This is a genomic window from Peptoclostridium acidaminophilum DSM 3953, from assembly GCF_000597865.1.
In the GTDB taxonomy this organism is placed as follows: Bacteria; Bacillota; Clostridia; order Peptostreptococcales; family Peptostreptococcaceae; genus Peptoclostridium_A; species Peptoclostridium_A acidaminophilum.
On sequence record NZ_CP007452.1, the window covers coordinates 1,711,681 to 1,736,696 of the forward strand.

Below are 25,016 nucleotides of genomic sequence, written 5' to 3' on the forward strand. Positions count from 1 at the left end.
GGTTCTCCTCGGATATGTCATCCAACCATTGATACGTGTTTAAAGTTTCAAGATTTTTGTATAGTTACTTACTCCTAGACTTTGTCTGCTACATAAGGTATCATTTTCCATTGGATAGGGAAAAGGACGTTCACCTCCTAGGGAGTTGACTCTCGTTCAACGATACCCGTAACTAAGACAGTCATTCCATTCAATGAAAATTTATGTTTTAGGCTGGTTGGGAGCCCTTAAGCTATACCCGTATCACATGCCAGGTTGTGTATTCATTGTTGTTTATGGAACCCTATCGGAAGGAGTTTACTATGAATAACCGTAATTATCTGTCCGCTGGTATCGATGTCGGTTCAGCCTTCAGCTGGATGTCCATCGTCGACCAGAGCGGGACTGCAATCCAAAAACCTTTTAAGATCACACATAACAACTCGAATTCCTTGGAAAAGGCTGTTTCTGCACTAAAAAAAGCAGAAGAGCTGTATTCCATGAAATGTCGAATATTTCTGGAATCCACAGGGATTTATCATTTCCCACTCTTCTGCTTCTTGGTTGATTCTGGCTTTGACGTGTCCATAATCAATCCTATTATCACACATTCTGTGAAAAATGCAAGCATTAGAAAAGTGAAAAATGATAAAATCGATTCTCTCGGTATTGCCAAACTTGGTCTTTCTCATGATTTGCCGGTTTCTCAGTTTCCAGCAAAGCTCGTTCTTGAGCTTCGCACCCTCACTCGAAAATACTATGACCTTACGGATGAAAAATCTGCTCATATCAACAGGCTAAAGGGCTATCTGCATACTGTGTTTCCACAGTACATTGGTATTTTCAACGATATTACCGGCACCACATCCACCATGATTCTTCGCCAGTATGGTACTCCGGATAAAATACTTCGCGGCCATAAAAAAACCATGATTTCTAAAATCTCAAAAGCTTCAAGAAAAGGTATCTCCAAAGCTACTGATCGTTATGAAAAGCTTTATCAGGCCGCGCTAGCTGCTAAATCCTTTGGCTGCCAGATTGAAAGTGTCTACTTCAATATTTCACTGACGCTTGATCTGATTGAACGATTGGCTTGTGCCATTAACTCCATTATGGAGCGTATCCAGCAATTGGTTGCCTTCAATAAGAATGAGGAATTTGTCAAACAGATTTCATGGCTTAACTCCATCAAAGGCGTTGGATTTCTTTCTGCTGTAACCATCATGTGTGAGATTGGCGATTTCTCAACCTTTAGGAGTCCTAAACAGCTTTTTGCCTTCTTTGGCCTGGATCCTGAGGTAAACCAGTCCGGCAACTTCAACGGCACTGATGTCCATATGTCCAAACGTGGCTCCAGAATTGCCAGACGCGCTATTTTCGCTGTTGCATTGGCTTCTATCCGCAGGAAACGAGATGGTGAAGCAATCAATCCGTATCTTTGCGATTACTACATGAAAAAAGCCGCTCAGAAACCTAAGATGGTTGCTCTTGGTGCTATCATGCACAAAATTTGTAACATCATATTTGCAGTCCTTCGTGATGAAAAGGGTTTTGAGCTCCGTTCACCTCAGGAGCATTGCAAGCAATATAAAAGACCAACTCAGATGGCTGCATAAATACACGTCCGACATATGCATAACTACCACTTGTTCGAAAATCCAATGGATTTACGTTTATTTAGGTTACCCTTTTTTAGGACAGCAACAAATCAAATATTTTTTCGTATTAACCGTTGACAATAACTAGCTGGTCTTGCAATTTTTTAGATGTTAGACTTTAAATCGATAACATTCTTTTTACAAGGATAACATTTTCCCCGGCTTCATCTCAACGCAAATACTTTTCTTAATTTTCGAAATAATGTGCGGATGAATAAATTTTCTTTTTTTACGCAATTCTCGAAATTTTTTTCAATTTTCTTCAAGGAGTTTCAAAAAATTAAATGGCCTCGCAAAAGCTACGAAGCCATCATATATGGTAATTACATGTTGGTTTTCAATTGTTCTAGTAAAACAATTTAAGCAAAACTTCCAGTTTTAGCCTGTTCATAGGGTTATCCAGATCCAGCTTTGTCATGTCGGTTATTTCTTCAATTCTTTTGCGGACTGTGTTTATATGAACAAATAATTTTTTAGCCGTTAGGCTGTAATTCATCTTGCATTCCAGATAAACTCTCAGCGTATGCACAAGCTCCCTGTGCTCTTCACAGCTAAGCAAGAAATCAATATCCTTCATCATTAAATCTATTTCATCATCTTTAATGTCAAGCCATGCAAAAGCGCCCATTTGCGAATATGTCCAGAAATTGTCCGAGGGATAAAGCAGTTTGCCAATATTAAGCGCCTGTTCAGCTCTGCCGTGATTTCTTTTAATCTCGTATATAAAATCCGATGCATCCGACATTCCGAATACGAGATTAACATCATCCGTCTTCAGCTCCAATTCCAGCCTCTTTTTTAAATTGTCCAATTTTTCACGAATCAGGCCGATGTTTTGTTCTTCAGAAAAACCCTCTTCCCGCTTGAAAAGAAATAGACACTTGTCGTCATCAATTAAAGCCATTTTTAAATAATTAGGCTCAAATGTACCTCTTATACAATTCTTTAAAATATCCCTGTATCCCGCAAGGATTAAATTCTTGTTTGTTTGTTTCATTATTGCAACATACGACTTATTGTTTATACCCAGGTTCAGTTCATTGGCTGCTTTAATTATTTCTTCTTTGCCGCTAAGCTTTTCCTCCAGGATATTGTTTATAAACTTCTCAAAGTCAGTATCCGCTATGCTTTGTGCAACAAGAATCTGCTCATACATATCCTGAATCATCAGGAATCCTATTCGCAAGGCAAACTGGTCAAAATAGTCAATCAGACTTGTAGCCTCAATGACAACAAAATATGCCTTAATCTTGTTTTCAACCGTTATAGGCACTGTTATCCAGCTGAAAGGCTTTTCATATCTTTCATCGTAGAACCTGTATCTGGCCATCTTCAGATTGTCGCAGAGCATCTCCTTGCTGAAATTGAATGATGGATTCCAGAAATCCTCCATGGTCAAATTCCCGGATACCTCTTTGAATCGGTGTGAGCTGTATTGGGCCTTTTCTTTCGAGATATCATACAGCATCGCCGGAAATTTCATTTCATATTCGATAGCACTTAAAATTTTATCTATTTTTCTGACATGATATGATGAGTCAAGAAATTTGTGGGCCTTTATTTCGCCAATATTGAATTGCCGTATGTTCTTGTTCATAACCTTGACGTTTATTGCATTCATTATGTCCATCCATGAATCCCCGGATGGAATGCATATCAAGGGCACATCGCTTTTGTTGAACGCCTCCAAAATGTTGTCAGGGATTTCACTCAGGTATCTGCCTATTTTTATTCCAAAGCATGTGGCGTTTCTAAAATATTCGGTTTGTACATACTCCTCAAAAAGTCCCGGATTTTGCACAAAAATGTAACCGGCGCTGACTACAAATTCCCGCCCACGTGTCCAGCGATAGCCATCAGGAGCATCCAACACAGCAATCCCCTGTATTTGTTTGTTAAGTCCGCCATGTCCTGCAAGGACTTTGTACTCCTTGAAAAAGTCTGAATCGAGCATTTCTCTTACTGATATCCCCATATTCACACCAACCTTATAAGCTATTAGATGACTTGAAAAATATAAGGGACAGGGGACACTAGAACCGTCCCGCTGTCCCTTGTTTGCTTCTTCATTAGCTTTTTATCCTATAATGTTATTCCTTAAACATCCAAATTCCCTGGTCGGATATATCTTCCAGCCAGCTGCTTAAATGTCTTCCGTTTATGATTATGTCTCCTGCAATCTCTAAAAGCGGCATTAGCACGAAGGCCCTTTCTGTTATCCTTGGATGCGGCAGCGTGAGCTCTTCGTCGTCCATTTGAACATCATCATAAATTAGAATATCCAGATCTATTGTCCTTGGACCCCATCTTATAAGTCTCTTTCTGCCAAGCCCCAGCTCGATTTCCTGAAGCTTCTTTAGCAGCTCCTTTGGCGAAAGCTCGGTTTCTATCTTGATGCACATGTTCAGAAAGCTGTCCTGATCTTTAAGACCCCATGGCTCAGTTTCATATACAGCAGATTCGGCTGTCAGTGCTGTCGTCTCTAGCCCGGCTACCATGTCCACCGCCGCTTTAAGGTTTGAGAGGCGCTCGCCCATATTGCTGCCCAGCGAGATGCAGGCACTAGTCATTCCTGTTTCTCCTAATGGCGACCTGCATATAGTCGAATATTCCTTCAATAGGAGCCTGGGGCTTCTTGACTGCGACTTCAACTTCTTCCACCTTGTAAAAATCGTTTAGTATCTTGTCTGAAATCCTTTGTGCAAGCGCCTCTATAAGATCAAACCTTTCATTCTCGCATATATCTTTTACCCTTATATATACATCATGGTAGCTTACAGTCATTTCAAGGTTGTCGCTCTTGCCGGCCGCTTTCAAATCCATATGCAGAGTCACATCTACGATGAATTTCTGGCCTAGCCTCTTTTCCTCTGGCAACACGCCGTGGTAGCCGTAAAAAACCATCTCTTTAAGGAGTATCGAGTCCATTAAAAATCACCTCTCCATATTGCATCAGTAACCTTGGCGGCTCTATAGTTTTCCTTTACATCGTGCACGCGCACTATGTCCATGCCCTGCATTATGCCCATTACCGTCGTAGCCACCGTGCCCTCTACTCTTTCTTTGGGCGGCAAGTCAAGTATCTTGCCTATCATGGATTTTCTGGATGTGCCCAGCAGTACAGGATATCCAAGCGCTTTTATTTCAGAAAGCCTCTTCATTACATGCATGTTCTGCTCAGAGGTCTTGCCAAAGCCTATGCCCGGATCAAGTATTATCTTGCTTTCGTCCACGCCTGCGTCCACAGCTATCTGTATGCTTCTTTTCAGAAAGTCGTTTATGCTTTCTATTATGTCGCCTTTATATTCGGTACCATCCTGGTTGTGCATTACTACTGCGTAGGCGTCATGCTCGGCTATGGCCTTGGCAATCTCAGGCTCTCTTTGGAGTCCCCATATGTCATTTATTATGTGCGCTCCAAGCCTTAACGCTTCTCTGGCGACACCCGCCTTGTACGTGTCAATAGATATCGGCACGTTTATTTCTTTTACAAGCTCAGTAATCACGGGTCTTATTCTATCAATCTCTTCCTGGTCCGAGAGCAAAGTATAACCAGGTCTTGTAGACTCACCGCCCACATCTATTATGTCGGCTCCCTCGACTATCATTGCCTTCGCCCTCTCGACCGCCTCCTGGACGGAACCGTAGCTGCCGCCGTCAGAAAAGCTGTCGGGGGTGATGTTTAGTATTCCCATTATATATGTCTTCTTTGAAAATTCAAACACAGCCATCCCTCCCTTATTTTATGAGGCTCATTATCTCTGCTCTGGCGGCTGTATCGTTCTTGAATATGCCTCTTATTGCAGAAGTGACAGTTGTTGACCCAGGCTTTTTAACGCCTCTCATTGTCATGCACATGTGCTCGGCTTCTATCACTACTACAACTCCATACGGCTGAAGCTTTTCCATTATTATGTCAGCCACCGTCTGCGATATCCTCTCCTGGAGCTGAGGCCTTTTGGCAACTACGTCTACTACCCTGGCAAGCTTTGAAAGTCCTGTCAGCCTGCCTCCCTTTGGTATATAGGCAACATGAGCTTTGCCAAAGAAGGGCACAAAGTGGTGCTCGCATACCGAATGGAAAGGAATGTCTTTTACAAGAACTATCTCCTCATATTTTTCTTCCTCGAAATATACATCCAAATAGTCTCTTGGATCTTCATTAAGTCCTACAAATATCTCTTCATACATCCTGGCCACTCTGTCCGGGGTGTCTCTAAGCCCTTCTCTGTCAGGATCCTCTCCTATCGCCTCAATTATATCCCTAAACGCTCTTTTGATTTTTTCCTTATCCATGTAAAGCAGCCTCCATTCTTTTTTTCACTTTTAGTATTCTATATTCAACTCATCAGGCATACACACGTTGTGAAATACCTTCTCAGAGATTTTTTCCAAATTCTCAGTATCCATATCTTCTATGAATTCCTTTGCCATCAGGTATAGTGTTTCATCATTTTCTCGCAATGCATTTACTATATTCTTTTCCTTTGGGCACCATATGCCCCTTGATGTAAAATATGCCTTTAGCATTTTTGCAAGGCAGCTCACAGCATTTATATTCCGCTGCACGACGTCAGTCTCAGTTATTGTCCTTCGAATAAGCGCGTCAGTTTCATGCTTCATAAGGCATATGTCCTCATGCGTTGCTTTCTTCGGGCCCTTTTGATATCTTATCCTTGCATTTTTAATCAGCGTTTCTGCATATCCAGTGTCTAAAAGCACGCTTGCCCGCTCTGAAAGCTCATATATGAAAAAATATTCCCCGTCAGCTATGAGCCGTTTGGCCACCTCGAGCGGAAAATAGTTTATGTCTAACTCCACTCCATCGATTATTTTGATTCTTCTGGTCTGATTTGACCCCTCGTCAAGTATGACAAAAATATCTATGTCCTTGCCTTCGCCTTTTTGCAGATGCGGGTATGAACCCACAAGCATAATAGCTATCACATTGCCATTTATTTTGTTTATCTCTTTATTATATAGCTTCAAAATATTCATGCTTTCACCCACTATATTTCCAATCAACTGCGGCTGATAATTTCTTGAAAGTCTACCATCAGACTGTATTGTTTATATCGAAAGCCCTTATAATAATATACTGGACCATATACTAAGATTATCACAAAACAGGCCGTTTATAAACGGCCTGTCCATAGATTTGTTTTATACTGTTTTGACTTTGCATTATAAATATTATTTTGATTCTTAAAATATGAAACTTAAGGCTTTTCAGTTATTTGATATCTGTATATAAGCACGGCCTTGTCATCTTTTACCTTACATCCGCCCTTCATGAAATCAACCTTGTATCCAGACTCAAGTGCTATGCTTGAACCTGCAAGTTCTGCAAGAGTCTTGTCTACTGCTTCAGCTTCACTAGCGCTTATTTCTTCTTTCACTCCCCAAGCAACTGCCAGGACTGCGTTGATATCTCAGGTTGCGCAAGCGTTAGCTATCCTGTCTTTTATTGACTCATCTATGCTCACTTCCAGAGCTTTCTTAACGTCTCCGCCTTCAATTTTAAATGCCATTATAATGCCCTCCTTGATGATAGAATTTTTCTATAGCTGTGTGTATAAAAGAGGGGAAAACCTAGGTTTTCCCCAAATAGATTAAGAGGATGGTTCTATTACTTATTAAACTTGATATCCATATTAGAACAGACCTACTATTTCTCCGCTTTCAAGTACATCCATGTGGTTTGCAGCTGGAACCTTTGGAAGTCCAGGCATAGTCATTATGTCTCCAGTAAGCACAACTATGAAGCCTGCACCAGCTGATATTCTTGCATTGCTTACTGATACAGTGAAGCCCTTTGGAGCTCCTTTAAGGTTTGGATTGTCAGAGAATGAATACTGAGTCTTAGCTACGCATATTGGAAGATTTCCAAATCCAAGCTTCTCGAATTTATCAAGCTCTTTTGAAGCCTTAGCCGAGAACTCTACTCCGTCCGCTCTGTATATTTCTTTTGCTATTGTCTCTATCTTTTGCTTTAGAGGCATTTCTGCTGGATATAGCGGCTTGAATTTTGCTGCGCCTTTTTCAGCTACTTCAACTACCTTCTTAGCAAGCTCAACTCCGCCTTCTCCGCCTTTTGCCCATACTTCTGAAAGCACTACGTCTGCGCCTAGTTTTCTGCAGGCATCTTCAACGAACTTAAGCTCTTTTTCAGTGTCTGTAGGGAATGCGTTTATAGCAACTACTGCAGGCACTCCGAACTTGTGCACGTTTTCAATGTGTCTTTCAAGGTTTCCAAAGCCGTCCTCAAGAGCCTTCATGTTTTCAGCTCCAAGGTCTGCTTTAGCTACTCCGCCGTGGTTCTTAAGAGCTCTAACTGTAGCAACTATTACAGCTACGTCAGGCTTAAGATCTGCAAAACGGCACTTGATGTCGAAGAACTTCTCAGCTCCAAGGTCAGCACCAAAACCGGCTTCTGTAACTACGTAGTCAGCTATCTTAAGAGCTGTCTTAGTAGTCGTTACAGAGTTACAGCCGTGAGCTATGTTTGCAAATGGTCCGCCGTGTATTATAGCTGGAGTGTTTTCTAGAGTCTGTACAAGGTTTGGCTTAAGAGCATCCTTAAGAAGAAGTGCAAGAGCTCCTGTAGCGTTAAGCTGTCCAGCAGTAACAGGCTGATCGTCGCTTGTATAGCCTACTATCATTCTTGAAAGTCTGTCTTTAAGGTCTGAAAGGCTTGTAGCAAGACACATTATAGCCATTATCTCAGATGCAACAGTTATATCGAATCCGTCTTGTCTTGGGATTCCGTTGGCTGTGCCGCCAAGGCCTATAACTATGTCTCTAAGAGCTCTGTCATTCATGTCAAGAACCCTTTTCCAAGTTATCTTGTTTATGTCTATTCCAAGAGCGTTGCCCTGCTTTATGTGGTTGTCCATAAGAGCTGCAAGCAGGTTGTGAGCTGTAGTTATAGCGTGGATGTCTCCAGTGAAGTGAAGGTTTATGTCATCCATAGGAACTACCTGAGCGTATCCGCCTCCAGCTGCTCCTCCCTTAACACCAAAGCATGGTCCAAGTGATGGCTCTCTAAGAGCTGTTATAGTCTTTTTACCTATCTTGTTAAGACCCATGCTAAGACCTACGTTTGTAGTAGTCTTTCCTTCTCCTGCTGGAGTTGGGTTTATAGCTGTAACCAGAACTAGCTTTCCGTCCGGCTTGTCAGCAAGTCTCTTGTAAACGTCAAGAGATATCTTCGCCTTATACTTGCCGTAAAGTTCGATATCATCCTCACCTAGACCTATTTGTTTTGCAACTTCCATTATTGGAAGCATCTTGGCTTCCTGTGCTATTTGAACGTCAGTTTTCATCCTCTAACCTCCTGAATTTCTATTTTTTTTGATATACATCCATTTTAACACATGCCGGCAAATGGGCTTTGCCGGCATGTGTTTTTATAAGCTATTCTATTTTAGCCTTGATATTTTAGTATAAGGTCTTTAGCAGCCTTAACTTCATCAAGTCTCTTAACAAGAGTAGTCTGTGGTGCATTTTTGAGTATCTGAGGATCTTTCTTAGCCTCTTCAGCTATCTTTAGAAGCGCATCAATAAATTCATCAAGAGTTTCACGGCCTTCAGTCTCAGTAGGCTCAATCATTATAGCTTGATGCACTATGAGAGGGAAGTATACTGTTGGTGGATGGTAGCCATAGTCAAGAAGTCTCTTCGCAACATCAAGCGTAGTAACTTCAAGCTCGCTTCCTCTAAGTCCATCAAGCACGAATTCGTGTTTGCAAACCTGATCGTATGGAAGCTTGTACTCTCCCTTGAGCTTGTGCATCATGTAGTTGGCATTCAATACGGCAGCTTCGCTGACTTCCTTAAGTCCGCTTGCACCCATTGATTTTACATAAGCATATGCTCTTAGGCAAACACCGTAGTTGCCGTAGAAGTTTTTAATCTTACCCATAGAATTCGGTCTGTCATAGTCAAGAACGAACTTGTCGTCCTTCTTGGCTACTACTGGTACTGGAAGGAACTCAGCAAGATGAGCTTTAACTCCTATAGGACCAGCTCCTGGGCCTCCGCCACCATGAGGAGTAGAGAAAGTCTTATGCAGGTTGAAGTGCATAACATCAAATCCCATGTCTCCAGGTCTTGTCTTGCCCATTATGGCATTAAGGTTTGCTCCATCATAATAGCAAAGTCCGCCTGCCTCGTGTATAAGCTTAGTTATTTCTGTTATGTTTACCTCGAAGAGTCCAAGAGTACTTGGGTTTGTAAGCATGAAGCCTGCAACCTCGTCATTTAGAACGGACTTAAGGTTTTCGATGTCTACTCCGCCTTGAGAGTTAGACTCGATCTCTACTATTTCAAGACCAGCAACGTATGCACTTGCAGGGTTAGTTCCGTGGGCTGAGTCAGGAACTATTATCTTAGTTCTCTTTAGGTCGCCTCTTTTTTTGTGGTATTCCTTTATTGAAAGAAGACCAGCATACTCACCGTGAGCTCCCGCTGCCGGCTGAAGAGTAACCTCGTCCATACCGGAAATTTCTGCAAGGCTCTGAGCCAGGTTGTACATTACTTCAAGGGATCCTTGTACAGTCTCTTCAGGCTGGTAAGGGTGTACATTCACAAGTCCTGGAATTCTGCACATGTCTTCGTTTATCTTTGGATTGTATTTCATAGTACATGATCCAAGCGGATAGAATCCACCGTCAAGACCAAAGTTCTTTTGAGAAAGGTTTGTAAAGTGTCTTATTACATCCACTTCGCTAAGCTCAGGAAGCTTTGGCTCTTCACTGCTTAGGTATCCCGCAGGGATCACGCTTGCAGCATCAAGCTCTGGCACGTCGCATTTTGGAAGGCTGTATGCCTTTTTCCCTTCTTTAGAAACCTCAAATACAAGCTTATTGTAGTTCTTCATGTTAGCAATTCACCTCCATAACCTGAGCAAGGCAGTCTATCTCTTCTTTTGTTCTCTTCTCTGTCACGCAGAAAAGAAGTCCGTTTTTAGCCTCAGGATAGTCACACTCAAGCTCGTATCCTCCAAGTATGTTACTTTCAGCAAGCTTTGCATTTACATCTGCTGCAGCTACATCGCTTGTAAGAGCAAACTCCTTGAAGAAAGGCTTATTGTATAGAGGTTTGAATTTGCCTGATTCAGTAAGCTTCTTGTAAGCATACTGAGCCTTGTTCATGCACTGAAGCGCAACTTCTTTAAGTCCGCTTTTGCCCATTGTTGAAAGGTATATTGCAACTGTAAGAGTGCACAGACCTTGGTTCGAGCATATGTTGGATGTTGCCTTTTCTCTTCTTATGTGCTGCTCTCTAGCTTGAAGAGTAAGAACAAATCCTCTCTTGCCATCAGTATCTTCTGTCTGTCCAACTATTCTTCCAGGCATTTTTCTTGCCATTTTAGATTTAGTTGTAAGGAAGCCTATATATGGTCCGCCAAAGTTCAGTGCGCTACCAAAACATTGAGCATCTCCTACTACTATATCTGCTCCTATGTCTCCCGGTCTTTTTACGATTCCAAGAGATATCGGATCAACAACGTCAATAAGAAGAGCTTTCTTGTCATGAGCTACTCCTGCTATTGCCTCAACATCTTCAAACACTCCAAAGAAGTTTGGATTTTGAACTATTACGCCAGCAGTTTCATCTCCAACAGCCGCAGTCAGCTTGTCCATATCGGTTACGCCATCTGCAGTGTCAACTTCAATTACTTCTATATCATTTTGCTTAAGATATGTGTGAAGTATAAGTCTTGTCTCTGGTGCAACGGCCTTTGACACAACTACATTCTTGCACTTTTTCTTGTTTTGAACAGCCATAACCGCTGCTTCTACAGTAGCAGTTCCAACATCATACATAGATGCGTTGGCAACGTCCATACCAGTCAAATCGCAAAGCATTGTCTGGAATTCGAATATCATCTGAAGCGTACCCTGGCTTATCTCTGGCTGATAAGGAGTGTATGCAGTGAAGAATTCCTGACGGAGCAACATGTGATTTATAAGCGACGGAATGTAGTGATCATATGCACCTGCTCCTCTGAAGCAAACAAAGTCTGATTTGTTTTTATCAGCAAGCTCGTTCATATGCTTCACTAGCTCAAGCTCCGACATAGGCTCGCCAAGGTTAAGCTCTCTTCCCAGCTTAAGCTCAGCTGGTATGTCGCTGAAGAGGTCTTCTATAGACGAGACTCCTATGCTCTCGAGCATAGACTTCTTATCCGCCTCTGTATTTGGGATATACTTATGCATCTTAAGCCTCCTTGTTGCAGAAGTCTTCGTAAGCGCTAGCGTCCATTAGTTTTTCTAGTTCTGATGCGTCGCTCATTTCTATAGCTACAAGCCATTTTTCGTATGGAGCTTCGTTTATGCTCTCAGGAGCATCTTCAAGCTCGCTGTTAACTTCAACTATTTTTCCGCTTAGTGGAGCGTAAGCATCTGAAGCCGCCTTAACTGATTCTATAACGCCGTATGCATCTTCAACGCCAAATTCTTCTCCCACTTCTGGAAGCTCAACGTATACTATATCTCCTAGAGCGTGCTGTGCGTAGTCTGTAGCACCTACATATGCCTTGTTTCCGTCAACCTTAACCCAGTCATGGTGAGTTGTGTAATAAAGTCCTTGTACTATTTTGCTCATGATAAATTCCTCCTCAGAAATATAAATGTATTTTTTATTGGCATTTCATTTTTTATTTGTAACACCCGTTACTTTAGCACACTAATATGATACTATACGGGCGCTTAAATATCCACTATCCGACGAACAAAAAACTATTTTTTGTAGCTTTTGTTGTAGAATTTCTTAGCAACCACTTCTGCAGGCACTCTGTTCTTTCTTATTTGAATTTCAAGCTGTGTTCCCATTTCAGTGTATTCTGTATCTACTATAGCAAGAGCCACTACTTTGCCAGTGCTTGGAGATTGGTATCCAGTAGTTACAAAGCCCACTTTCTTGTCTCCTGAGTAAACTTCGCACTCATGTCTTGCTATACCTTTGCCTTTTAGCTCAAGTCCAACAAGCTTTCTCTTAAGACCTTCAGCCTTTTGCTTCTTAAGAGCTTCCTTGCCTATGAAGTCAGCCTCTTTGTCTAGCTTAACGAAGTATCCTAGTCCAGCTTCAAGTGGAGATATGTCTTCTCCTAGCTCGTTTCCGTATAGTGGAAGTGCAACTTCGAATCTTAGAGTATCTCTACATCCAAGTCCTGCTGGCTTGATTCCAAGATCTTTTCCTGCTTCCATAAGCTTTTCCCATACAGCTGAAACATCTTCGTTTGAAGTATATATCTCGAAGCCGTCTTCACCAGTGTAGCCTGTTCTAGATATAAGGCAGCTTGCTCCGCCTATGTTAACGTCCTTCTTGCAGTAGAAGAATTTAACCTGTGCAAGATCAGTATCTGTAAGCTTCTGAAGTATTTTCTCAGCGTTAGGTCCTTGAAGAGCTATTTCGGAAACCTCAGGAGATATATTCTTAAGACTTACATCAAAGCCTTTAGAATTCTCAACTATCCATGCATAGTCCTTGTCTACGTTAGCAGCGTTTATAACAAGCAGATAGTCTTCATTAGTGTATTTGTAAACAAGCAGGTCGTCTACAGTTCCTCCGTGAGGATAGCAGAACTGAGTGTATAGAACCTGGTTTGGCTCCAATACAGTTATATCATTAGGCACAAGATAATTTATGAATTTTTCAGCTTCCTTACCCTTAACTTCAACCTCACCCATGTGAGATACGTCGAACATACCAGCTGCAGTTCTAACAGCCTCGTGCTCAGCGTTTATTCCGCCGCCCTCGTATTGAGTAGGCAGAGCCCAACCACAGAATTCAATTATTTTGCCCCCGTATTTCACATGAAGATCGTAAAGGGCTGTCTTTTTAACATTTTCCATTAAAAATCCTCCTCCCAGAACAGCAGTCCTGTCTTAGTTTCGCTTTATGTATAACTAATCTGTTGATTATAAAGCAAGCAATTCATCAGTGGTGCATAGCCGCTCTCTCTTAAAATTACAACTGGTTTCTCTTCACTAGTACCTTTTCATTACCTCTATACCCATTCATTACGATTCAAACACTTGCAATCGCTCCCATAAATTACAAAATTATCGTATTATGGGTATAAAAAAAGAATACAATGACAAATTCGCATGAAAATACATACGCCACTATATTCTCTGTCTCTTTACCTGAGAGTTTACATGCAAATCTTTACACTTTGCACTTTCTCCTTCGGTGTCGCACGTTTAATGTGCGATCTCTTCAGAGCTCCATCGAGCAACGATATTTTCGCCTGAAAGATTCTATAAGGAATTGGCAATTCTCTTATATTGCCCCGTCGGCCATCCATGTTTATTTGAATAAGCATGAATATCTCTCGCTGCCTTCATTTGGTCCGTATTCTGATTTAAGGTTATAATATAATACATTAAACTTCATTTCAACCAAAGATATTAATTTAACTAAATTTTCTGAACCTTGCATTGCATTTCAAAAGGCAAGCGAAGCTCATGCCCAACCCGGCTTTTACTCTTTGTATCTTAATAATACACCGTTTCACTCTATCTCTTTGATTTCAGCTGATTGGAAATTGAGCTTGTTTGTGCTGGTTTTATCCTCATTGGCACTGAAATATTTACTTTTCAAACAGGATTTTTGTTAATATCATTTCAATCCAAGCTTGCCTTAGTATGCCATATATTTATAATGGGATGTCATTAATTTAATAATTGATTCATATACTCGTCAGCATTATTGCTTTTACAGCTTATGTTGCATCATTATTTTATGCAAATCAGTTTATTTGTCTCACTTATATTATATTGTATAGCTTATATGGTGTTTTTTCCATAGCAAAAATAAAAAAAGACAGAGCACATGGTATTCTATGCTCTGTCACTATACTCATTATTTAATTAAGCCGTCTGGCTCCCCTAAAGGCCCTGTAATAATGCCCGGAGCTCATGTCCGAAATCACAACCTTACCGTCATAGGAGGAGGCATGTATAAACTTGCCATCATTCATATATATTCCCGAGTGATTTACACTGCTGCTGCCTGCCGTGGCAAATACTACAATGTCCCCAGTTTGAACAGCTTCTCTCGAAACAGCACTGCCCAACTGACTCTGAGACTTTGAACTGTGCGGCAGCACTTTGCCAAACACTTCTTTATAAACATACTTTACAAATCCCGAGCAGTCAAATCTGTCAGGACCTTCAGCGCCTCTTGAATACTTTGCTCCAAGCTTTGCATTTGCAACAACCATTAGGCTTGATGATCTTGAACCACCTCTGCTAACAACCTGCGAACCGCTGTTTTGCAAGTATGTACTGCCGTTTGAACTTATGTATTCAGAATAAACCCAGCCTATACTTCCGTTTTCAAGCCTTGCTTTTGACCATTTGCCAGACTGCTCGATAATTTCAAGCTTCTGACCTGATACTACTTTTCCTATAACCTGCGAATTAATATCTGCGCCATTTCTTACATTTAAGCTGCTGACTTTGACATATGCATTTGGGACCTCTTGCGCAAACCCTGATGATATTCCCATATTAAGGAGCATCAGTATGAGCGATGCGCTCAGTAAGATTTTTTTAATCATATACCCTCCATGTAATGTTTTTGTCTTGTTATCTTTTCACGGATACAGCCTCACTTGTACAAGTATTTTTTATAAACATTTATTTATTAACATTATACGCATATGCCTCGTATATGTCAAATTTCGATTTCTGAAATCGCAATTTTTATTGCTGTGAAATGTGCATATTAACGCGCAAAGGCAACGACTTGCGCCTGCCTTTGCAGTTAATATGGAAATAGAGATAGTGCGGGCAGTGTGGGACTGCTAGCAAATTTATTAATACCCTTTAACAATAATATTGAAACTTTATCTTTGCGATTGTTTGATGTAAAATGAACTTATGTTCTGCTTATTCTGTTTTGAAATTTGGAATCCAGGTGGTATAAATGAAAAAGACTGCAATTATAACAGGGGCATCTAAAGGGATAGGCCGCTCCATAGCCGAAAACTTTGCCTGCAAAGGATACAATGTAATAATAAACTACAACAGCTCTTCCAGGGAAGCTCTCGAATTTGAAGCTCTCCTTAACGCTCAGGGCCTCTCTGGACTCGCATTCAAGGCTGACGTGAGCGTCAGATCCGAGGTTGATGCAATGGTGGATCTTTGTATCAGGGAGTTTGGTTCAGTCGATGTGCTTGTAAATAATGCCGGCATATCCGTTTCAAATCTTTTTACTGACATTACCGAAGCCGAATGGGACAGCGTCTTCGCGACAAATCTCAAGGGCGTTTTCAACTGCACGCAGAGTGCGCTAAGGTATATGCTTCCTGCTAAAAAAGGCAAAATAATAAACATATCTTCGATGTGGGGGCTTGTGGGCGGCTCGTGCGAGGTTCACTACTCCGCGGCAAAGGCAGGGGTCATAGGCTTTACAAAAGCACTAGCCAAGGAGCTTGGACCTTCCAATATACAAGTCAACTGCATAGCTCCAGGCGTAATACAAACTGACATGCTAAGCGATTACACAGACGAGGAGCTTGAGGTGCTTAGGTACGACACACCTCTCATGAGACTGGGCAAGCCTCACAACATAGCCGCCAGCGCGCTTTTCCTGGCTTCCGAGGACGCCGACTTTATAACGGGCCATGTGCTCAGCGTCAATGGTGGATACGTCGTGTAAGACTATTTCACAATTAGCAAAAAAACATAAAAGAAAAGAAAAACGTCCCAAATTAAGATTTCATATCCGTAATTTGGGACGTTTTTTAGTTTGCAATGCTTTTTATTTATAATCCGTTTTGCATCTCGCAGGCTCTTATTGTCTGCTTGCAAAGCACTGAAGTTGTAACCGAACCAACGCCGGCTGGCACTGGGGTTATCTTCTCGACAATTTCCGCAACCTCGTTGTAGTCAACGTCGCCGCAATATTTTCCAGGATTCTCAGGATCTTCGTTGATGCCCACATCGATTACAGTCTGGCCAGGCTTTACAAAATTGGCTTTAACCATCTTTGCTCTGCCGACTGCTGCGATCAGTATGTCTGCGTCCTTGCAAACCTCTGGAAGATTTTCTGTTCTTGAGTGGCATATTGTTACAGTGGCATTTTCTCCTAGCAGCAGCATAGCCAGCGGCTTGCCAACAACTAGAGATCTTCCAAGTACAACAGCTTTTTTGCCCGCTACAGGAATATTGAAGTGATGTAGAATATCCATAACTGCGGCTGGAGTGCAAGGAGCGAATCCCGTTTTGTCGCCTATGAAAACCTTTGCCTGGCTGCCTACAGTAAGGCAATCCACGTCCTTTTCTGTCGAGATCAGCTCTCTGATTTCAGGCTCCTTCAGATGCTTTGGCAGTGGACTAAACATAAGTATGCCGTTTACGTCTTTTCTGGCATTTACGTCTTTTACAGCGCTTTCAAAAGCTTCCTGAGTTATATCCTCTGGATACTCGAACACTTCAAAATCCATGCCTATAGATTCACATGTCTTCTTTGCTCCGCCTTCATAAAACAAATCGTCTGGTCTGGCCCCAACTCTTACAATCCCGAGCTTTGGAGTGATGTTTTTATCTTTTAACGCGGCAACCTTTGAAGAGAGCTCTTCCTTGATAGCAGCAGCAACCTCTTTACCCATTAACCTTTCTGCCATTTCAACAATTCCCCCTATGATATTTTTTCAATTACAGCCTCAAGAGTTTCATCTGCTATTTTGCAGCCTTCGGCTACCAGACGTTCCATTTCTTCTCTTGCCTTGCTTACAAATTCTTCGTCTTTTATAGTCTTCAGATTGATTACAACATTAAGCTTTCCAGCTATAAGAGCTGATTTCAGGAATACGACTCCACAGCCGACATCTGAAATGACAAGCAGGCTTCCTATTTCACCCATGCGCTTATGTACTTTTATGCCTTCATATGCCTTCCTCATTATCTCCATTGGCACAGAGCATGCATTTATTGACTCTTTTTCAAGTGTTTCGGCCTTTATTTTTTTCTGCTCGTCTGTTTCAGTTGGAAGTCCGTAAGCCTTAGAGAGCGGCTCGAATACTTCTGCATCCTTTTCTACCAGTGCCAAAAGCTCAGCTTGTATCTTCTCTCCCTGCGCCATCAGCTCTTTAACCTCGTCTTCAACATCGGCGTATTTCTTTTTGCCTACAGTGTAGTTTCCAACCATTGTAGATAGGGCCATCCCAACTGCTCCGCCATAAGCAGCCGCACCTCCGCCGCCAGGCACAGGTGCCTTTGATGCCAATGCTTCAACAAATTCTCTACAGTTCTTGTCCATCATTGCCATAAAACTACTCCCCTTTAGTAATTTATTTTTTGTTTATTTGTCTAAATTTTCTAAATCATCTGCCGTCTGTTAGGTGTATTATAACAATCGTTTTCATCAAGTTCAATTGTTCTTGAGATTTTTGCAATAAGTATTTCTTTAACAAAATAAAGAAGTCGACAATAATTTCTATTGAAAATGTTATTTATTTATCTAATTTATTTTTTTAATAAGGTTTGTTTAATCAGCCGCTAACTCCGCTTGAATTCTCGTATTAATTCCAGAAGCTCTTCAACATGCCCTTTCTTGGTCCTGTAATTTGAAAAGCATGCCCTTATGCAGTGCTTTCCGCCGAGCACTGCCGGAGAAAGAAAGAACTCTTCTTCAATGTATCTCAGGAAGCCTTCGTTCTCCTCCTGGCCTCCTTCAAAAGAAAAACACACAGCGCTTGTCATTGGATTGTTGAGCCTGCTCACCCCTTTTATATCCGCAAGTCCTTCATGGAAGGCCTTCGCAAGCTCAATGTTTTTTTCAATCGCAGCCGCTAGAGTCTGCGTGCCGTATATCTTGAATGCAAACCATATCTTTATCGCCCTTGACATTCTTGTCGACTGTATGCCGTAATTAACAAATTCCACCGGGGTCTTTGGGTTGTACTCATCCTGCCCCATCCTGTATGCGTTGTAAAGGTGCCTTCTATCCTTCAAAAGCACGCACCCGGCTTCGGGCGGTATGAAAAACCACTTGTGCGGGTCTACCGATATTGAGTCAGCCTCCTGAATGCCCCTTAGCAGCTCCTTGCCTTTTGTTGTTAGTATGGCTCCGCCCCCGTACGCTCCGTCCACATGCAGCCATAGCCCATATTTTTTTGCAATTTCCGAAAGCCTCTGGATGTCATCTACAGCGCCTGCAACAGAAGTGCCGGCCTGCGCTATTATGCAAAATGGCATGCAGCCGTTTTGCCGGTCTTTTATTATACTCTCCTCGAGTTCTTTTGGATCAATGCGGTACTGGGAATCCACGCCTATCTTTCTTAGCATTTTCTTCCCAAAGCCCAAAGCACCTATTGCCTTGTCTATCGAAGCATGCGCTTTTTTTGACGTGTAAAGAGCAAGAGGCTTCTCGAGGGAATGCATCCCGTTCTCGGTGACTCCCGGAAACATAGCCTCCCTGGCCGCCCCGAGCGCCGTGAGGGTGGAGACGCTTCCCCCGCTCACGAGTATGCCGCCTGCTCCCTCCGGAAAATCGAAAATACCCTTAATCCAGTTTATTATCATGTCCTCTATGACCGTTGCGGCAGGTCCGGCCTTGAACAGGAAAGGAGCCTGGCTAAGCCCAATATTGGCCATCTCTCCCAATATTCCAGCCTGTGAAGGGCTTGTTATTATCCACGAGAGAAACCTCGCGCTGCCCACCTTTGTCGAATTTGGTATAATCTTGTCTGCAAACTCCTCTATGACAGCTTCGGCATCTTTTCCCTGAATCGGCATTTCCTCAAACAACAGGTCTTCCATTTCTCTTCTTGAAGCCTTGGGCAGTACTCGGCCTGACGAAATTCCGCTTTGATATTTTTTAATCAGCTCCATTACGCTTTCAATATGGATATCCATTTTTTCGAGCTCAAGCATTGTATCGCCTCACTTTAGATTATTTGAAATACGGCTCTGCTATTATCATTTTCACAGGATCGCTGAACTTTTCAAGCCTGTCTTCACTTCTTTGATATATATATAATTTGTCTACTGAGCTTATGTCTATTTCAAATTGGACATCTTCGCCCCTTTTAACCTCTATTTCCTTTATGAGCCTGTCCTCCACATAGTTCTCATAAAACTTGAAGAGAACCTTCTCTGCATTTGTGTTGTTCTCCATCCTGATTGTGCCGCCGAATTTGGTGTGGTTCCCGCCAGGTTTTACGACAGCCGCATAGTTCACATAGCCGCCTTCATAGTCTCCAAAATCTCCGTAGTCCCTCCTGAAAATTATGCCGTAATCACTGCTATTGCCGCCTAGAGTCAAGAGTTCCTTGTCCGATGTGAACTCCGAGTAGAACCTGTCTTCATAGTCTGCTGCCGTTAACTGATAGGCATCTTTTTTTGCGCCAAGCTCAATGCTCTTTTGCTCCTCGTTCCAGTATATCTTTATTCCCAGCTTTTCAGAAACTGCTCGAATTGGCATGTAAGCCCTGCCTTCGTATATTATAGGAGCGAATTCTTCCCCCGCCTGTTCCCCATCAATGTAGACGTTTATCTGCTCATTTATATGGGCTGCTATTTCCTTTATTTCTCCTTCATATGCAAATGCTGCTCCTGATACTGCGGCAAGCGTAATTGCAGTAACAACGAATTTTTTCATAATTCTCCCCCCTTGCCTAGTCGATGGATATTTTTTTATTATACCCTTTATCTGTATCTACTCACGGCAAACTGTTTTCGAAGCTGGGGAAGTATATCTAATTTTTCGGGTTTTTCAATTGAAAATCCAGCGCCAGTTATTATATTATTAAGTTATGGCATTTTCATGAAACAAATATGTTCAAAGGGAGATTAGTCTAATGCGTGTAAGCGATTTGATATTTGCTCTTGATATAGGAACCAGGACCATAATAGGCCTGGTATGCAAACGTGAAGGGGAAGTGCTGAAAATAATAGCAAGCTCCGTGGCTGAACATGACGACAGAAACATGTATGACGGCCAGATACACAATATCGATGGGGTTGCGCGTGTTGTATCCAGGGTGAAGGCTTCGCTTGAGGAACAAACGGGATCCAGACTGGAGCGGGTCGCCGTAGCTGCTGCAGGAAGGTCGCTCAAGACATGCAGGGCAAAAGCCAAGCTCGACGTTGATTTTTTGAGCGAAATAGAGCAGCCTGTAGTAGAAAGCCTCGAACTCGAAGGCGTCCAAAACGCCCAGAATCTGCTGGAAGAAAATCTTACAGAAGGCGACTCCAAATATTACTGCGTAGGCCATACCGCCACAGCATACTATCTGGACGGCCTGTTTATAGAAAACCTTGTCGGGCACAGGGGCAACAGCATTGAGGTTGAAGTGCTGGCCACCTTCCTTCCCAACGTTGTAGTTGACAGCCTCTACAGCGTTATGGACAGGGTAGGCCTTGAGATAGAGAGCCTGACTCTCGAGCCTATAGCATCAATGAATGTGGCTATAAAAAAGAACATGCGACTTCTGAATCTTGCAATGGTCGACATAGGCGCCGGCACTTGCGATATTGCAATTACAAACCAGGGCACAATAACATCCTATGCGATGGTGTCAGGAGCAGGTGACAGCATAACAGAAGATATTGCGAAAAATTTTCTTCTGGATTTTGATACGGCAGAGTCTGTGAAAATCCAGCTCACAGCTCAAAGTGAAGTGAAATTCATGGATGTTGTCGGCATAGAGCAGACAATACCTTCAGCAGATATAATTTCCTGCATAGAGGATTCCATCAGGAGCATGGCGCATAAAATCGCTGACGAAATACTCTCTCACAACGGCAAAGCTCCGGGAGCGGTTTTCCTCGTGGGAGGAGGCAGCCAGATACCTTTGCTGGGCGATATGATTGCCGAGCACATGGGTATCCCAAAGGAGCGCGTCGTCATAAGGGACTCTTCAATAGCTGTTGAATTCATTGACATCCCAAAGAGTCTGCAGGGGCCCCAGTCTATAACTCCTCTTGGGATAGCTCTCAACCATTCATTGAATGCGCGCAAAAATTTCATAGAGGTCAATCTGAACGAAAGCACGGTAAGGCTTTTCAACTCAAAGCAGCTCAAGGTGTCTGACGCACTGCTGTCAGTGGGCTTTAAGCCAAGAAATCTCATACCTGAAAAGGGCGATGATATCTCGTATTTCATAGTTGGCGAGCAAAGGCTCCTAAAAGGGCTTCCGGGCGAACCCGCCCAGATTAGTATAAACGGCTCTCCTGCCAATCTTATGGACACCATCAGCGACGGCTGCGACATAACAATCGTGCCTGCCCGCAAGGGTAAATCCCCGGCTGTTTCAATTCTCGAGTGCCTTGAGCTCGAAGGCATAGCAGCAGAATCGCTTGAAGGCTATGAAGTCAGACTCAATGACAAGATTGCGGATTTGGATGCATCTGTGTCTGACGGCGATATTATTGACGTTATTCCGTCCGCGGCTTCCACCGATTCAGACGCCGATTTGCAGGCTGATTTGCAAATCGGCTTACAAGATGATTTGCAAGCTCTTGAAGTTGAAGAACCCATAGAAACTCCAAGTCCGGACGATATTGATGCCTCAAGACACTTAGAGTCTCCATACAGCGAACTTTTTCAAGGCACTCCGGGTAACCATCTGATGCTTACAGTAAACGGACAGGAGCTAGAAATAGCCCACGGCAAATCAACCTTCGTGCTTACTGACATATTTGAATATATAGACTTCGACATATCTAAGCCCAAGGGATTTTTAACGCTGCTCGTCAACGGCAATAGAGCTGAATTCATGCACGAGCTCAAAAATGGCGATTCAGTCGAAATAAGCTGGAAATAGAAATAAGTGCAGGATACCTGCACTTATCTTTTTGTCAAAAAGCTGTAAAAACTCTCACAGCTGCCGAGAGCGAACTCGTATATGACTGACGCCGGGAAAACGAACTCATCCCCAAGCGTCAGATATTCACTGTAGCAATTCAACAGCCTGCTGTCCGCATCTATCCTTTCGTGAGGATAGTAATTTGCCACAATGAGCTGACCTGTATTTGTAATGAAATATATGGAAGCTATGTCGTTGCTTATTAGATACTCCGGACTTTTTACATGCGAATTATCCTGTCTGAACTCGGTAAGCATTGTTCCATTTTCAAAAGAGCTCTTAAGACAGTGGCTCATGTCATACAAAAATGTCTTCTCGAATTCCTCTGGGAAATCTATCTGGTATATGCCTATGTACTCTTCCCTTCTTATTTCGTCAAATGCTTCAGCCGCATCCAGGCTTGCCACCTCTCCTATTGTTATTGCCCCTATCATGTACCTGTTTTCAACTAGCTTCATAGACATTCCAAGTGTGCACCTGGTGTACTCGCCGCCCTCCTCGTATATCAGCCTTGATACGTAACCGGAGCCGCGCTTGCTGGCTTTTTTGACACTGTTTTTAAGGAGTGAAGCGTTTGCACTTGTTATGTACATTCCGGATATGTCCTTGTTGTCGCCGAAATAACCTATTGCCTCTTTATCCATTGCAACAAAACGCATCACCATATAGTTTATGAATTCAACCGGTGTCTCAATTTCCTTGCACAGCTTGAAAAAAAGCTCCTGTGCATCCACATCCGCCGGCTGCATATTCAGTATGAATTCAAAATCTCTCCTGTTTTCAGGCAATGGCTTTCCATAGCTTTCATTTCTTTTTGCATAGTCCTTTATTAACGTCACAGCTTCGGCAAACGCAAGTTTTATCCTTTCAGCGCCAAGTCCGCCCATTAGCCTTTCAGTTTCCGAATGCAGCTTTCTTGAGTCGCCATTTTTTATCCCCACATAATCTGCTATGCCCAGGCCCTCTGCATCAAGCAGAAAAAACTGATCAAGCCTTCCATCGGGCAATTCCCATGCCACCCTCAGCCCTACACTTCCCATAAGTCTGGAGTTTGTGGCTACCGCTGATAAAAATTCCATAAACACACCTTCTTTATTTAATTCTACATCCTATTATTCTACAACAAAAGCAACACTTTTAACACCATTGCCAAGCCATTTTCCATTTTAAAGATTAATAATTACAGTTTTGTTGTATAATAGCTAAAAGACTCTGCAAATATATAACAAAAGGCGGTGTGAACATATGGGCAATATTGCTGCTTTCTTTGACATAGACGGTACATTGCACAGGGATTCGCTCATGATTGAGCACTTCAAAAAACTGGTGAAGTTCGAGGTCATACCGGAAAAGCACTGGACTGACAAGCTTAAGTATACATATGACAAATGGCTCACCAGAAGAGGTGAATATGATTCCTACCTGCTAGAGGCCGCTCAAATTTATGTAAACTCACTCAAAGGTGTAAGACGCGAAATAATAGACTACACAAGCGAAAAGATTGTTGAGGTCAAGTTCGAAAAAGTGTACAGATACACGCGAACCATGATAAAAAAACACGTTGATATGGGGCACACAGTAATATTCATTTCAGGCAGTCCGGATTTTCTTGTTGAAAAAATGTCAAAAATGTATAATGCCACTGACTATATAGGCACAAAATATATTTTCAAGGACAGTGTTTTCACCGGAGAAATAGTCCCCATGTGGGAATCAAAGGACAAGATAGTGGCCATAAAGGAATTCATCAAAAAATACGACATAGACATATCCCAAAGCTACGCGTATGGGGATACGAACGGCGACATATCTATGCTCAAAAAAGTCAAATATCCGGTGGCCATAAACCCCACTCACGAGCTTATAAAAAAATAAAAGGTGAGAAAACCCTCTCCAAGAAAATACAGATTGTCGTTGAACGTAAGGATGTAATATACAGCCTTGATTCAAATGTTAACCTTATAGAAGTGTAGCTTAGTATTCTATGCCTCTTCTTGCTCCTATACCCTTGTCAAGCGGATGCTTTACCTTCTGCATCTGCGTGACAAGGTCAGCCTTCTCTATGAGCTCCTCCGGCGCTCCTCTGCCTGTCAATACGACCTCCATGCCCTCTGGCTTGTTTCCCAGAAGCCTGATCAGGCTGTCGAGCTTTACGAGCCCGTTCGAGAGAGCTCCGAGTATTTCGTCAAGTATGAGAATATCGCACTTTTTATCAGCCATGACTCTTTCTGCAAATTCAAGCGCTGCCTTTGTTTCAGCTTCCACTCTGCTCCTGCCGGCTTCATCAAGATTCCAGTAAAAGCCCTCTTGAGTCTGGAACCTGAATACGTCAAAGCCGTCTATTTTTTTGATGATTTCAAGCTCTCCAGAATCCGATGTCTTAAGAAACTGCACCATTATTACCCTGCAACCTCTTCCGCACGCCCTTATTCCCTGCCCTATAGCTGCCGTTGTCTTGCCCTTCCCATCACCTGTGTATATCTGAATAAGCCCTTTGCCTTCCATGCTTCATCTCCTATACATTTATTTAGTCTTTATATTCATCTTGG

The 25,016-nt window shown here is 42.4% G+C and carries 23 protein-coding genes and 2 riboswitches; of the genes, 4 read left to right on the top strand and 19 right to left on the bottom strand.

The window, feature by feature from the left end; translation table 11 throughout:
- Positions 1 to 302: 302 nt before the first annotated feature.
- Positions 303 to 1,595, top strand: a complete 1,293-nt coding sequence (locus EAL2_RS08470) for an IS110 family RNA-guided transposase (protein WP_038601674.1) — start codon at positions 303 to 305, stop codon at positions 1,593 to 1,595.
- Between the two features lie 388 nt (positions 1,596 to 1,983).
- Here EAL2_RS08470 and EAL2_RS08475 read toward each other — a convergent pair whose 3' ends face one another.
- The 13 genes from EAL2_RS08475 to EAL2_RS08535 all read right to left on the bottom strand — a co-directional run bounded on the left by EAL2_RS08475 (position 1,984) and on the right by EAL2_RS08535 (position 15,210).
- A complete protein-coding gene (locus EAL2_RS08475; RefSeq protein ID WP_025435969.1) occupies positions 1,984 to 3,612 on the bottom strand; it encodes a PucR family transcriptional regulator in 1,629 nt (542 codons plus the stop codon).
- 115 nt (positions 3,613 to 3,727) lie between these two features.
- Positions 3,728 to 4,207 carry a 2-amino-4-hydroxy-6-hydroxymethyldihydropteridine diphosphokinase gene (gene folK / locus EAL2_RS08480; protein ID WP_025435970.1) on the bottom strand — a complete coding sequence of 160 codons (480 nt, stop codon included), beginning with the start codon at positions 4,205 to 4,207 and terminating at the stop codon, positions 3,728 to 3,730.
- A complete protein-coding gene (gene folB, locus EAL2_RS08485) occupies positions 4,200 to 4,565 on the bottom strand; it encodes a dihydroneopterin aldolase (protein WP_025435971.1) in 366 nt (121 codons plus the stop codon). Before folB ends, folK begins: the two co-directional genes overlap by 8 nt.
- On the bottom strand, positions 4,565 to 5,362 hold the full coding sequence (gene folP / locus EAL2_RS08490; RefSeq protein WP_025435972.1) for a dihydropteroate synthase: 798 nt from the start codon (positions 5,360 to 5,362) through the stop codon (positions 4,565 to 4,567). The genes folB and folP overlap by 1 nt, the downstream gene beginning before the upstream one ends.
- Positions 5,363 to 5,375: 13 nt before the next feature.
- Complete coding sequence (folE, locus tag EAL2_RS08495; RefSeq protein ID WP_025435973.1) at positions 5,376 to 5,933, bottom strand: GTP cyclohydrolase I FolE; 558 nt, start codon at positions 5,931 to 5,933, stop codon at positions 5,376 to 5,378.
- A gap of 30 nt (positions 5,934 to 5,963) precedes the next feature.
- Positions 5,964 to 6,626 carry a nucleotidyltransferase domain-containing protein gene (locus tag EAL2_RS08500; protein WP_207641138.1) on the bottom strand — a complete coding sequence of 221 codons (663 nt, stop codon included), beginning with the start codon at positions 6,624 to 6,626 and terminating at the stop codon, positions 5,964 to 5,966.
- A gap of 230 nt (positions 6,627 to 6,856) precedes the next feature.
- On the bottom strand, positions 6,857 to 7,036 hold the full coding sequence (locus EAL2_RS08505) for a hypothetical protein (protein WP_025435975.1): 180 nt from the start codon (positions 7,034 to 7,036) through the stop codon (positions 6,857 to 6,859).
- Positions 7,037 to 7,291: 255 nt separating this feature from the next.
- On the bottom strand, positions 7,292 to 8,962 hold the full coding sequence (locus EAL2_RS08510) for a formate--tetrahydrofolate ligase (RefSeq protein ID WP_025435976.1): 1,671 nt from the start codon (positions 8,960 to 8,962) through the stop codon (positions 7,292 to 7,294).
- 101 nt (positions 8,963 to 9,063) lie between these two features.
- Positions 9,064 to 10,518, bottom strand: a complete 1,455-nt coding sequence (gcvPB, locus tag EAL2_RS08515) for an aminomethyl-transferring glycine dehydrogenase subunit GcvPB (protein ID WP_025435977.1) — start codon at positions 10,516 to 10,518, stop codon at positions 9,064 to 9,066.
- A 1-nt stretch (position 10,519) separates the two neighbouring features.
- On the bottom strand, positions 10,520 to 11,860 hold the full coding sequence (gene gcvPA / locus EAL2_RS08520; protein WP_025435978.1) for an aminomethyl-transferring glycine dehydrogenase subunit GcvPA: 1,341 nt from the start codon (positions 11,858 to 11,860) through the stop codon (positions 10,520 to 10,522).
- A 1-nt stretch (position 11,861) separates the two neighbouring features.
- Positions 11,862 to 12,248: a glycine cleavage system protein GcvH gene (gene gcvH / locus EAL2_RS08525; RefSeq protein WP_025435979.1), complete on the bottom strand. Its 387-nt coding sequence runs from the start codon at positions 12,246 to 12,248 to the stop codon at positions 11,862 to 11,864.
- A 134-nt stretch (positions 12,249 to 12,382) separates the two neighbouring features.
- Positions 12,383 to 13,498, bottom strand: a complete 1,116-nt coding sequence (gene gcvT, locus EAL2_RS08530) for a glycine cleavage system aminomethyltransferase GcvT (protein ID WP_025435980.1) — start codon at positions 13,496 to 13,498, stop codon at positions 12,383 to 12,385.
- 280 nt (positions 13,499 to 13,778) lie between these two features.
- A riboswitch (glycine riboswitch) is annotated at positions 13,779 to 13,871 on the bottom strand.
- 3 nt (positions 13,872 to 13,874) lie between these two features.
- Positions 13,875 to 13,993, bottom strand: a riboswitch (glycine riboswitch).
- Positions 13,994 to 14,514: 521 nt separating this feature from the next.
- Positions 14,515 to 15,210: a C40 family peptidase gene (locus EAL2_RS08535; protein ID WP_025435981.1), complete on the bottom strand. Its 696-nt coding sequence runs from the start codon at positions 15,208 to 15,210 to the stop codon at positions 14,515 to 14,517.
- Positions 15,211 to 15,578: 368 nt separating this feature from the next.
- Between EAL2_RS08535 and ymfI the strand changes: the two genes are divergently transcribed.
- On the top strand, positions 15,579 to 16,313 hold the full coding sequence (ymfI, locus tag EAL2_RS08540) for an elongation factor P 5-aminopentanone reductase (protein WP_025435982.1): 735 nt from the start codon (positions 15,579 to 15,581) through the stop codon (positions 16,311 to 16,313).
- Positions 16,314 to 16,419: 106 nt separating this feature from the next.
- Here ymfI and EAL2_RS08545 read toward each other — a convergent pair whose 3' ends face one another.
- The 4 genes from EAL2_RS08545 to EAL2_RS08560 form a co-directional block, all read right to left on the bottom strand.
- Positions 16,420 to 17,280 carry a bifunctional 5,10-methylenetetrahydrofolate dehydrogenase/5,10-methenyltetrahydrofolate cyclohydrolase gene (locus EAL2_RS08545; RefSeq protein ID WP_025435983.1) on the bottom strand — a complete coding sequence of 287 codons (861 nt, stop codon included), beginning with the start codon at positions 17,278 to 17,280 and terminating at the stop codon, positions 16,420 to 16,422.
- Between the two features lie 14 nt (positions 17,281 to 17,294).
- Positions 17,295 to 17,924, bottom strand: coding sequence for a cyclodeaminase/cyclohydrolase family protein (locus EAL2_RS08550; protein WP_025435984.1), 630 nt, complete (start codon positions 17,922 to 17,924; stop codon positions 17,295 to 17,297).
- Between the two features lie 230 nt (positions 17,925 to 18,154).
- Entirely contained in the window at positions 18,155 to 19,531 is a 1,377-nt protein-coding gene (locus tag EAL2_RS08555; RefSeq protein WP_025435985.1) for a pyridoxal phosphate-dependent decarboxylase family protein, read from the bottom strand.
- A gap of 19 nt (positions 19,532 to 19,550) precedes the next feature.
- Positions 19,551 to 20,258, bottom strand: coding sequence for a stalk domain-containing protein (locus EAL2_RS08560; protein ID WP_025435986.1), 708 nt, complete (start codon positions 20,256 to 20,258; stop codon positions 19,551 to 19,553).
- A gap of 199 nt (positions 20,259 to 20,457) precedes the next feature.
- Between EAL2_RS08560 and EAL2_RS08565 the strand changes: the two genes are divergently transcribed.
- The gene (locus tag EAL2_RS08565) at positions 20,458 to 22,425 is read left to right on the top strand and encodes a cell division FtsA domain-containing protein (RefSeq protein ID WP_025435987.1); all 1,968 of its coding nucleotides are present in this window, start codon (positions 20,458 to 20,460) and stop codon (positions 22,423 to 22,425) included.
- Positions 22,426 to 22,448: 23 nt separating this feature from the next.
- On the opposite strand, the gene EAL2_RS08570 is transcribed toward EAL2_RS08565, so the two are convergent.
- Positions 22,449 to 23,546 (bottom strand): hypothetical protein, encoded by a 1,098-nt coding sequence (locus EAL2_RS08570; protein ID WP_025435988.1) that lies wholly within the window; start codon positions 23,544 to 23,546, stop codon positions 22,449 to 22,451.
- A 166-nt stretch (positions 23,547 to 23,712) separates the two neighbouring features.
- Here EAL2_RS08570 and EAL2_RS08575 point away from each other — a divergent pair, with 166 nt between their 5' ends.
- Positions 23,713 to 24,342, top strand: coding sequence for an HAD family hydrolase (locus EAL2_RS08575; RefSeq protein ID WP_322787232.1), 630 nt, complete (start codon positions 23,713 to 23,715; stop codon positions 24,340 to 24,342).
- 99 nt (positions 24,343 to 24,441) lie between these two features.
- Here EAL2_RS08575 and EAL2_RS08580 read toward each other — a convergent pair whose 3' ends face one another.
- The gene (locus EAL2_RS08580) at positions 24,442 to 24,972 is read right to left on the bottom strand and encodes a cob(I)yrinic acid a,c-diamide adenosyltransferase (protein WP_025435989.1); all 531 of its coding nucleotides are present in this window, start codon (positions 24,970 to 24,972) and stop codon (positions 24,442 to 24,444) included.
- Positions 24,973 to 25,016 lie beyond the last annotated feature (44 nt).

What these genes read in the sequence shown, in the direction of transcription:
- gcvT (WP_025435980.1), bottom strand. Translation starts at nt 13,498, where the DNA reads ATGGAAAATGTTAAAAAGACAGCCCTTTACGATCTTCATGTGAAATAC.
- gcvPB (WP_025435977.1), bottom strand. Translation starts at nt 10,518, where the DNA reads ATGAAGAACTACAATAAGCTTGTATTTGAGGTTTCTAAAGAAGGGAAA.
- EAL2_RS08555 (WP_025435985.1), bottom strand. Translation starts at nt 19,531, where the DNA reads ATGCTTGAGCTCGAAAAAATGGATATCCATATTGAAAGCGTAATGGAG.
- EAL2_RS08560 (WP_025435986.1), bottom strand. Translation starts at nt 20,258, where the DNA reads ATGAAAAAATTCGTTGTTACTGCAATTACGCTTGCCGCAGTATCAGGA.
- EAL2_RS08470 (WP_038601674.1), top strand. Translation starts at nt 303, where the DNA reads ATGAATAACCGTAATTATCTGTCCGCTGGTATCGATGTCGGTTCAGCC.
- ymfI (WP_025435982.1), top strand. Translation starts at nt 15,579, where the DNA reads ATGAAAAAGACTGCAATTATAACAGGGGCATCTAAAGGGATAGGCCGC.
- folK (WP_025435970.1), bottom strand. Translation starts at nt 4,207, where the DNA reads ATGACTAGTGCCTGCATCTCGCTGGGCAGCAATATGGGCGAGCGCCTC.
- gcvH (WP_025435979.1), bottom strand. Translation starts at nt 12,248, where the DNA reads ATGAGCAAAATAGTACAAGGACTTTATTACACAACTCACCATGACTGG.
- EAL2_RS08510 (WP_025435976.1), bottom strand. Translation starts at nt 8,962, where the DNA reads ATGAAAACTGACGTTCAAATAGCACAGGAAGCCAAGATGCTTCCAATA.
- EAL2_RS08475 (WP_025435969.1), bottom strand. Translation starts at nt 3,612, where the DNA reads ATGGGGATATCAGTAAGAGAAATGCTCGATTCAGACTTTTTCAAGGAG.
- EAL2_RS08565 (WP_025435987.1), top strand. Translation starts at nt 20,458, where the DNA reads ATGCGTGTAAGCGATTTGATATTTGCTCTTGATATAGGAACCAGGACC.
- EAL2_RS08580 (WP_025435989.1), bottom strand. Translation starts at nt 24,972, where the DNA reads ATGGAAGGCAAAGGGCTTATTCAGATATACACAGGTGATGGGAAGGGC.
- EAL2_RS08535 (WP_025435981.1), bottom strand. Translation starts at nt 15,210, where the DNA reads ATGATTAAAAAAATCTTACTGAGCGCATCGCTCATACTGATGCTCCTT.
- EAL2_RS08570 (WP_025435988.1), bottom strand. Translation starts at nt 23,546, where the DNA reads ATGGAATTTTTATCAGCGGTAGCCACAAACTCCAGACTTATGGGAAGT.
- gcvPA (WP_025435978.1), bottom strand. Translation starts at nt 11,860, where the DNA reads ATGCATAAGTATATCCCAAATACAGAGGCGGATAAGAAGTCTATGCTC.
- EAL2_RS08545 (WP_025435983.1), bottom strand. Translation starts at nt 17,280, where the DNA reads ATGGCAGAAAGGTTAATGGGTAAAGAGGTTGCTGCTGCTATCAAGGAA.
- EAL2_RS08575 (WP_322787232.1), top strand. Translation starts at nt 23,713, where the DNA reads ATGGGCAATATTGCTGCTTTCTTTGACATAGACGGTACATTGCACAGG.
- EAL2_RS08550 (WP_025435984.1), bottom strand. Translation starts at nt 17,924, where the DNA reads ATGGCAATGATGGACAAGAACTGTAGAGAATTTGTTGAAGCATTGGCA.
- folE (WP_025435973.1), bottom strand. Translation starts at nt 5,933, where the DNA reads ATGGATAAGGAAAAAATCAAAAGAGCGTTTAGGGATATAATTGAGGCG.
- folB (WP_025435971.1), bottom strand. Translation starts at nt 4,565, where the DNA reads ATGGACTCGATACTCCTTAAAGAGATGGTTTTTTACGGCTACCACGGC.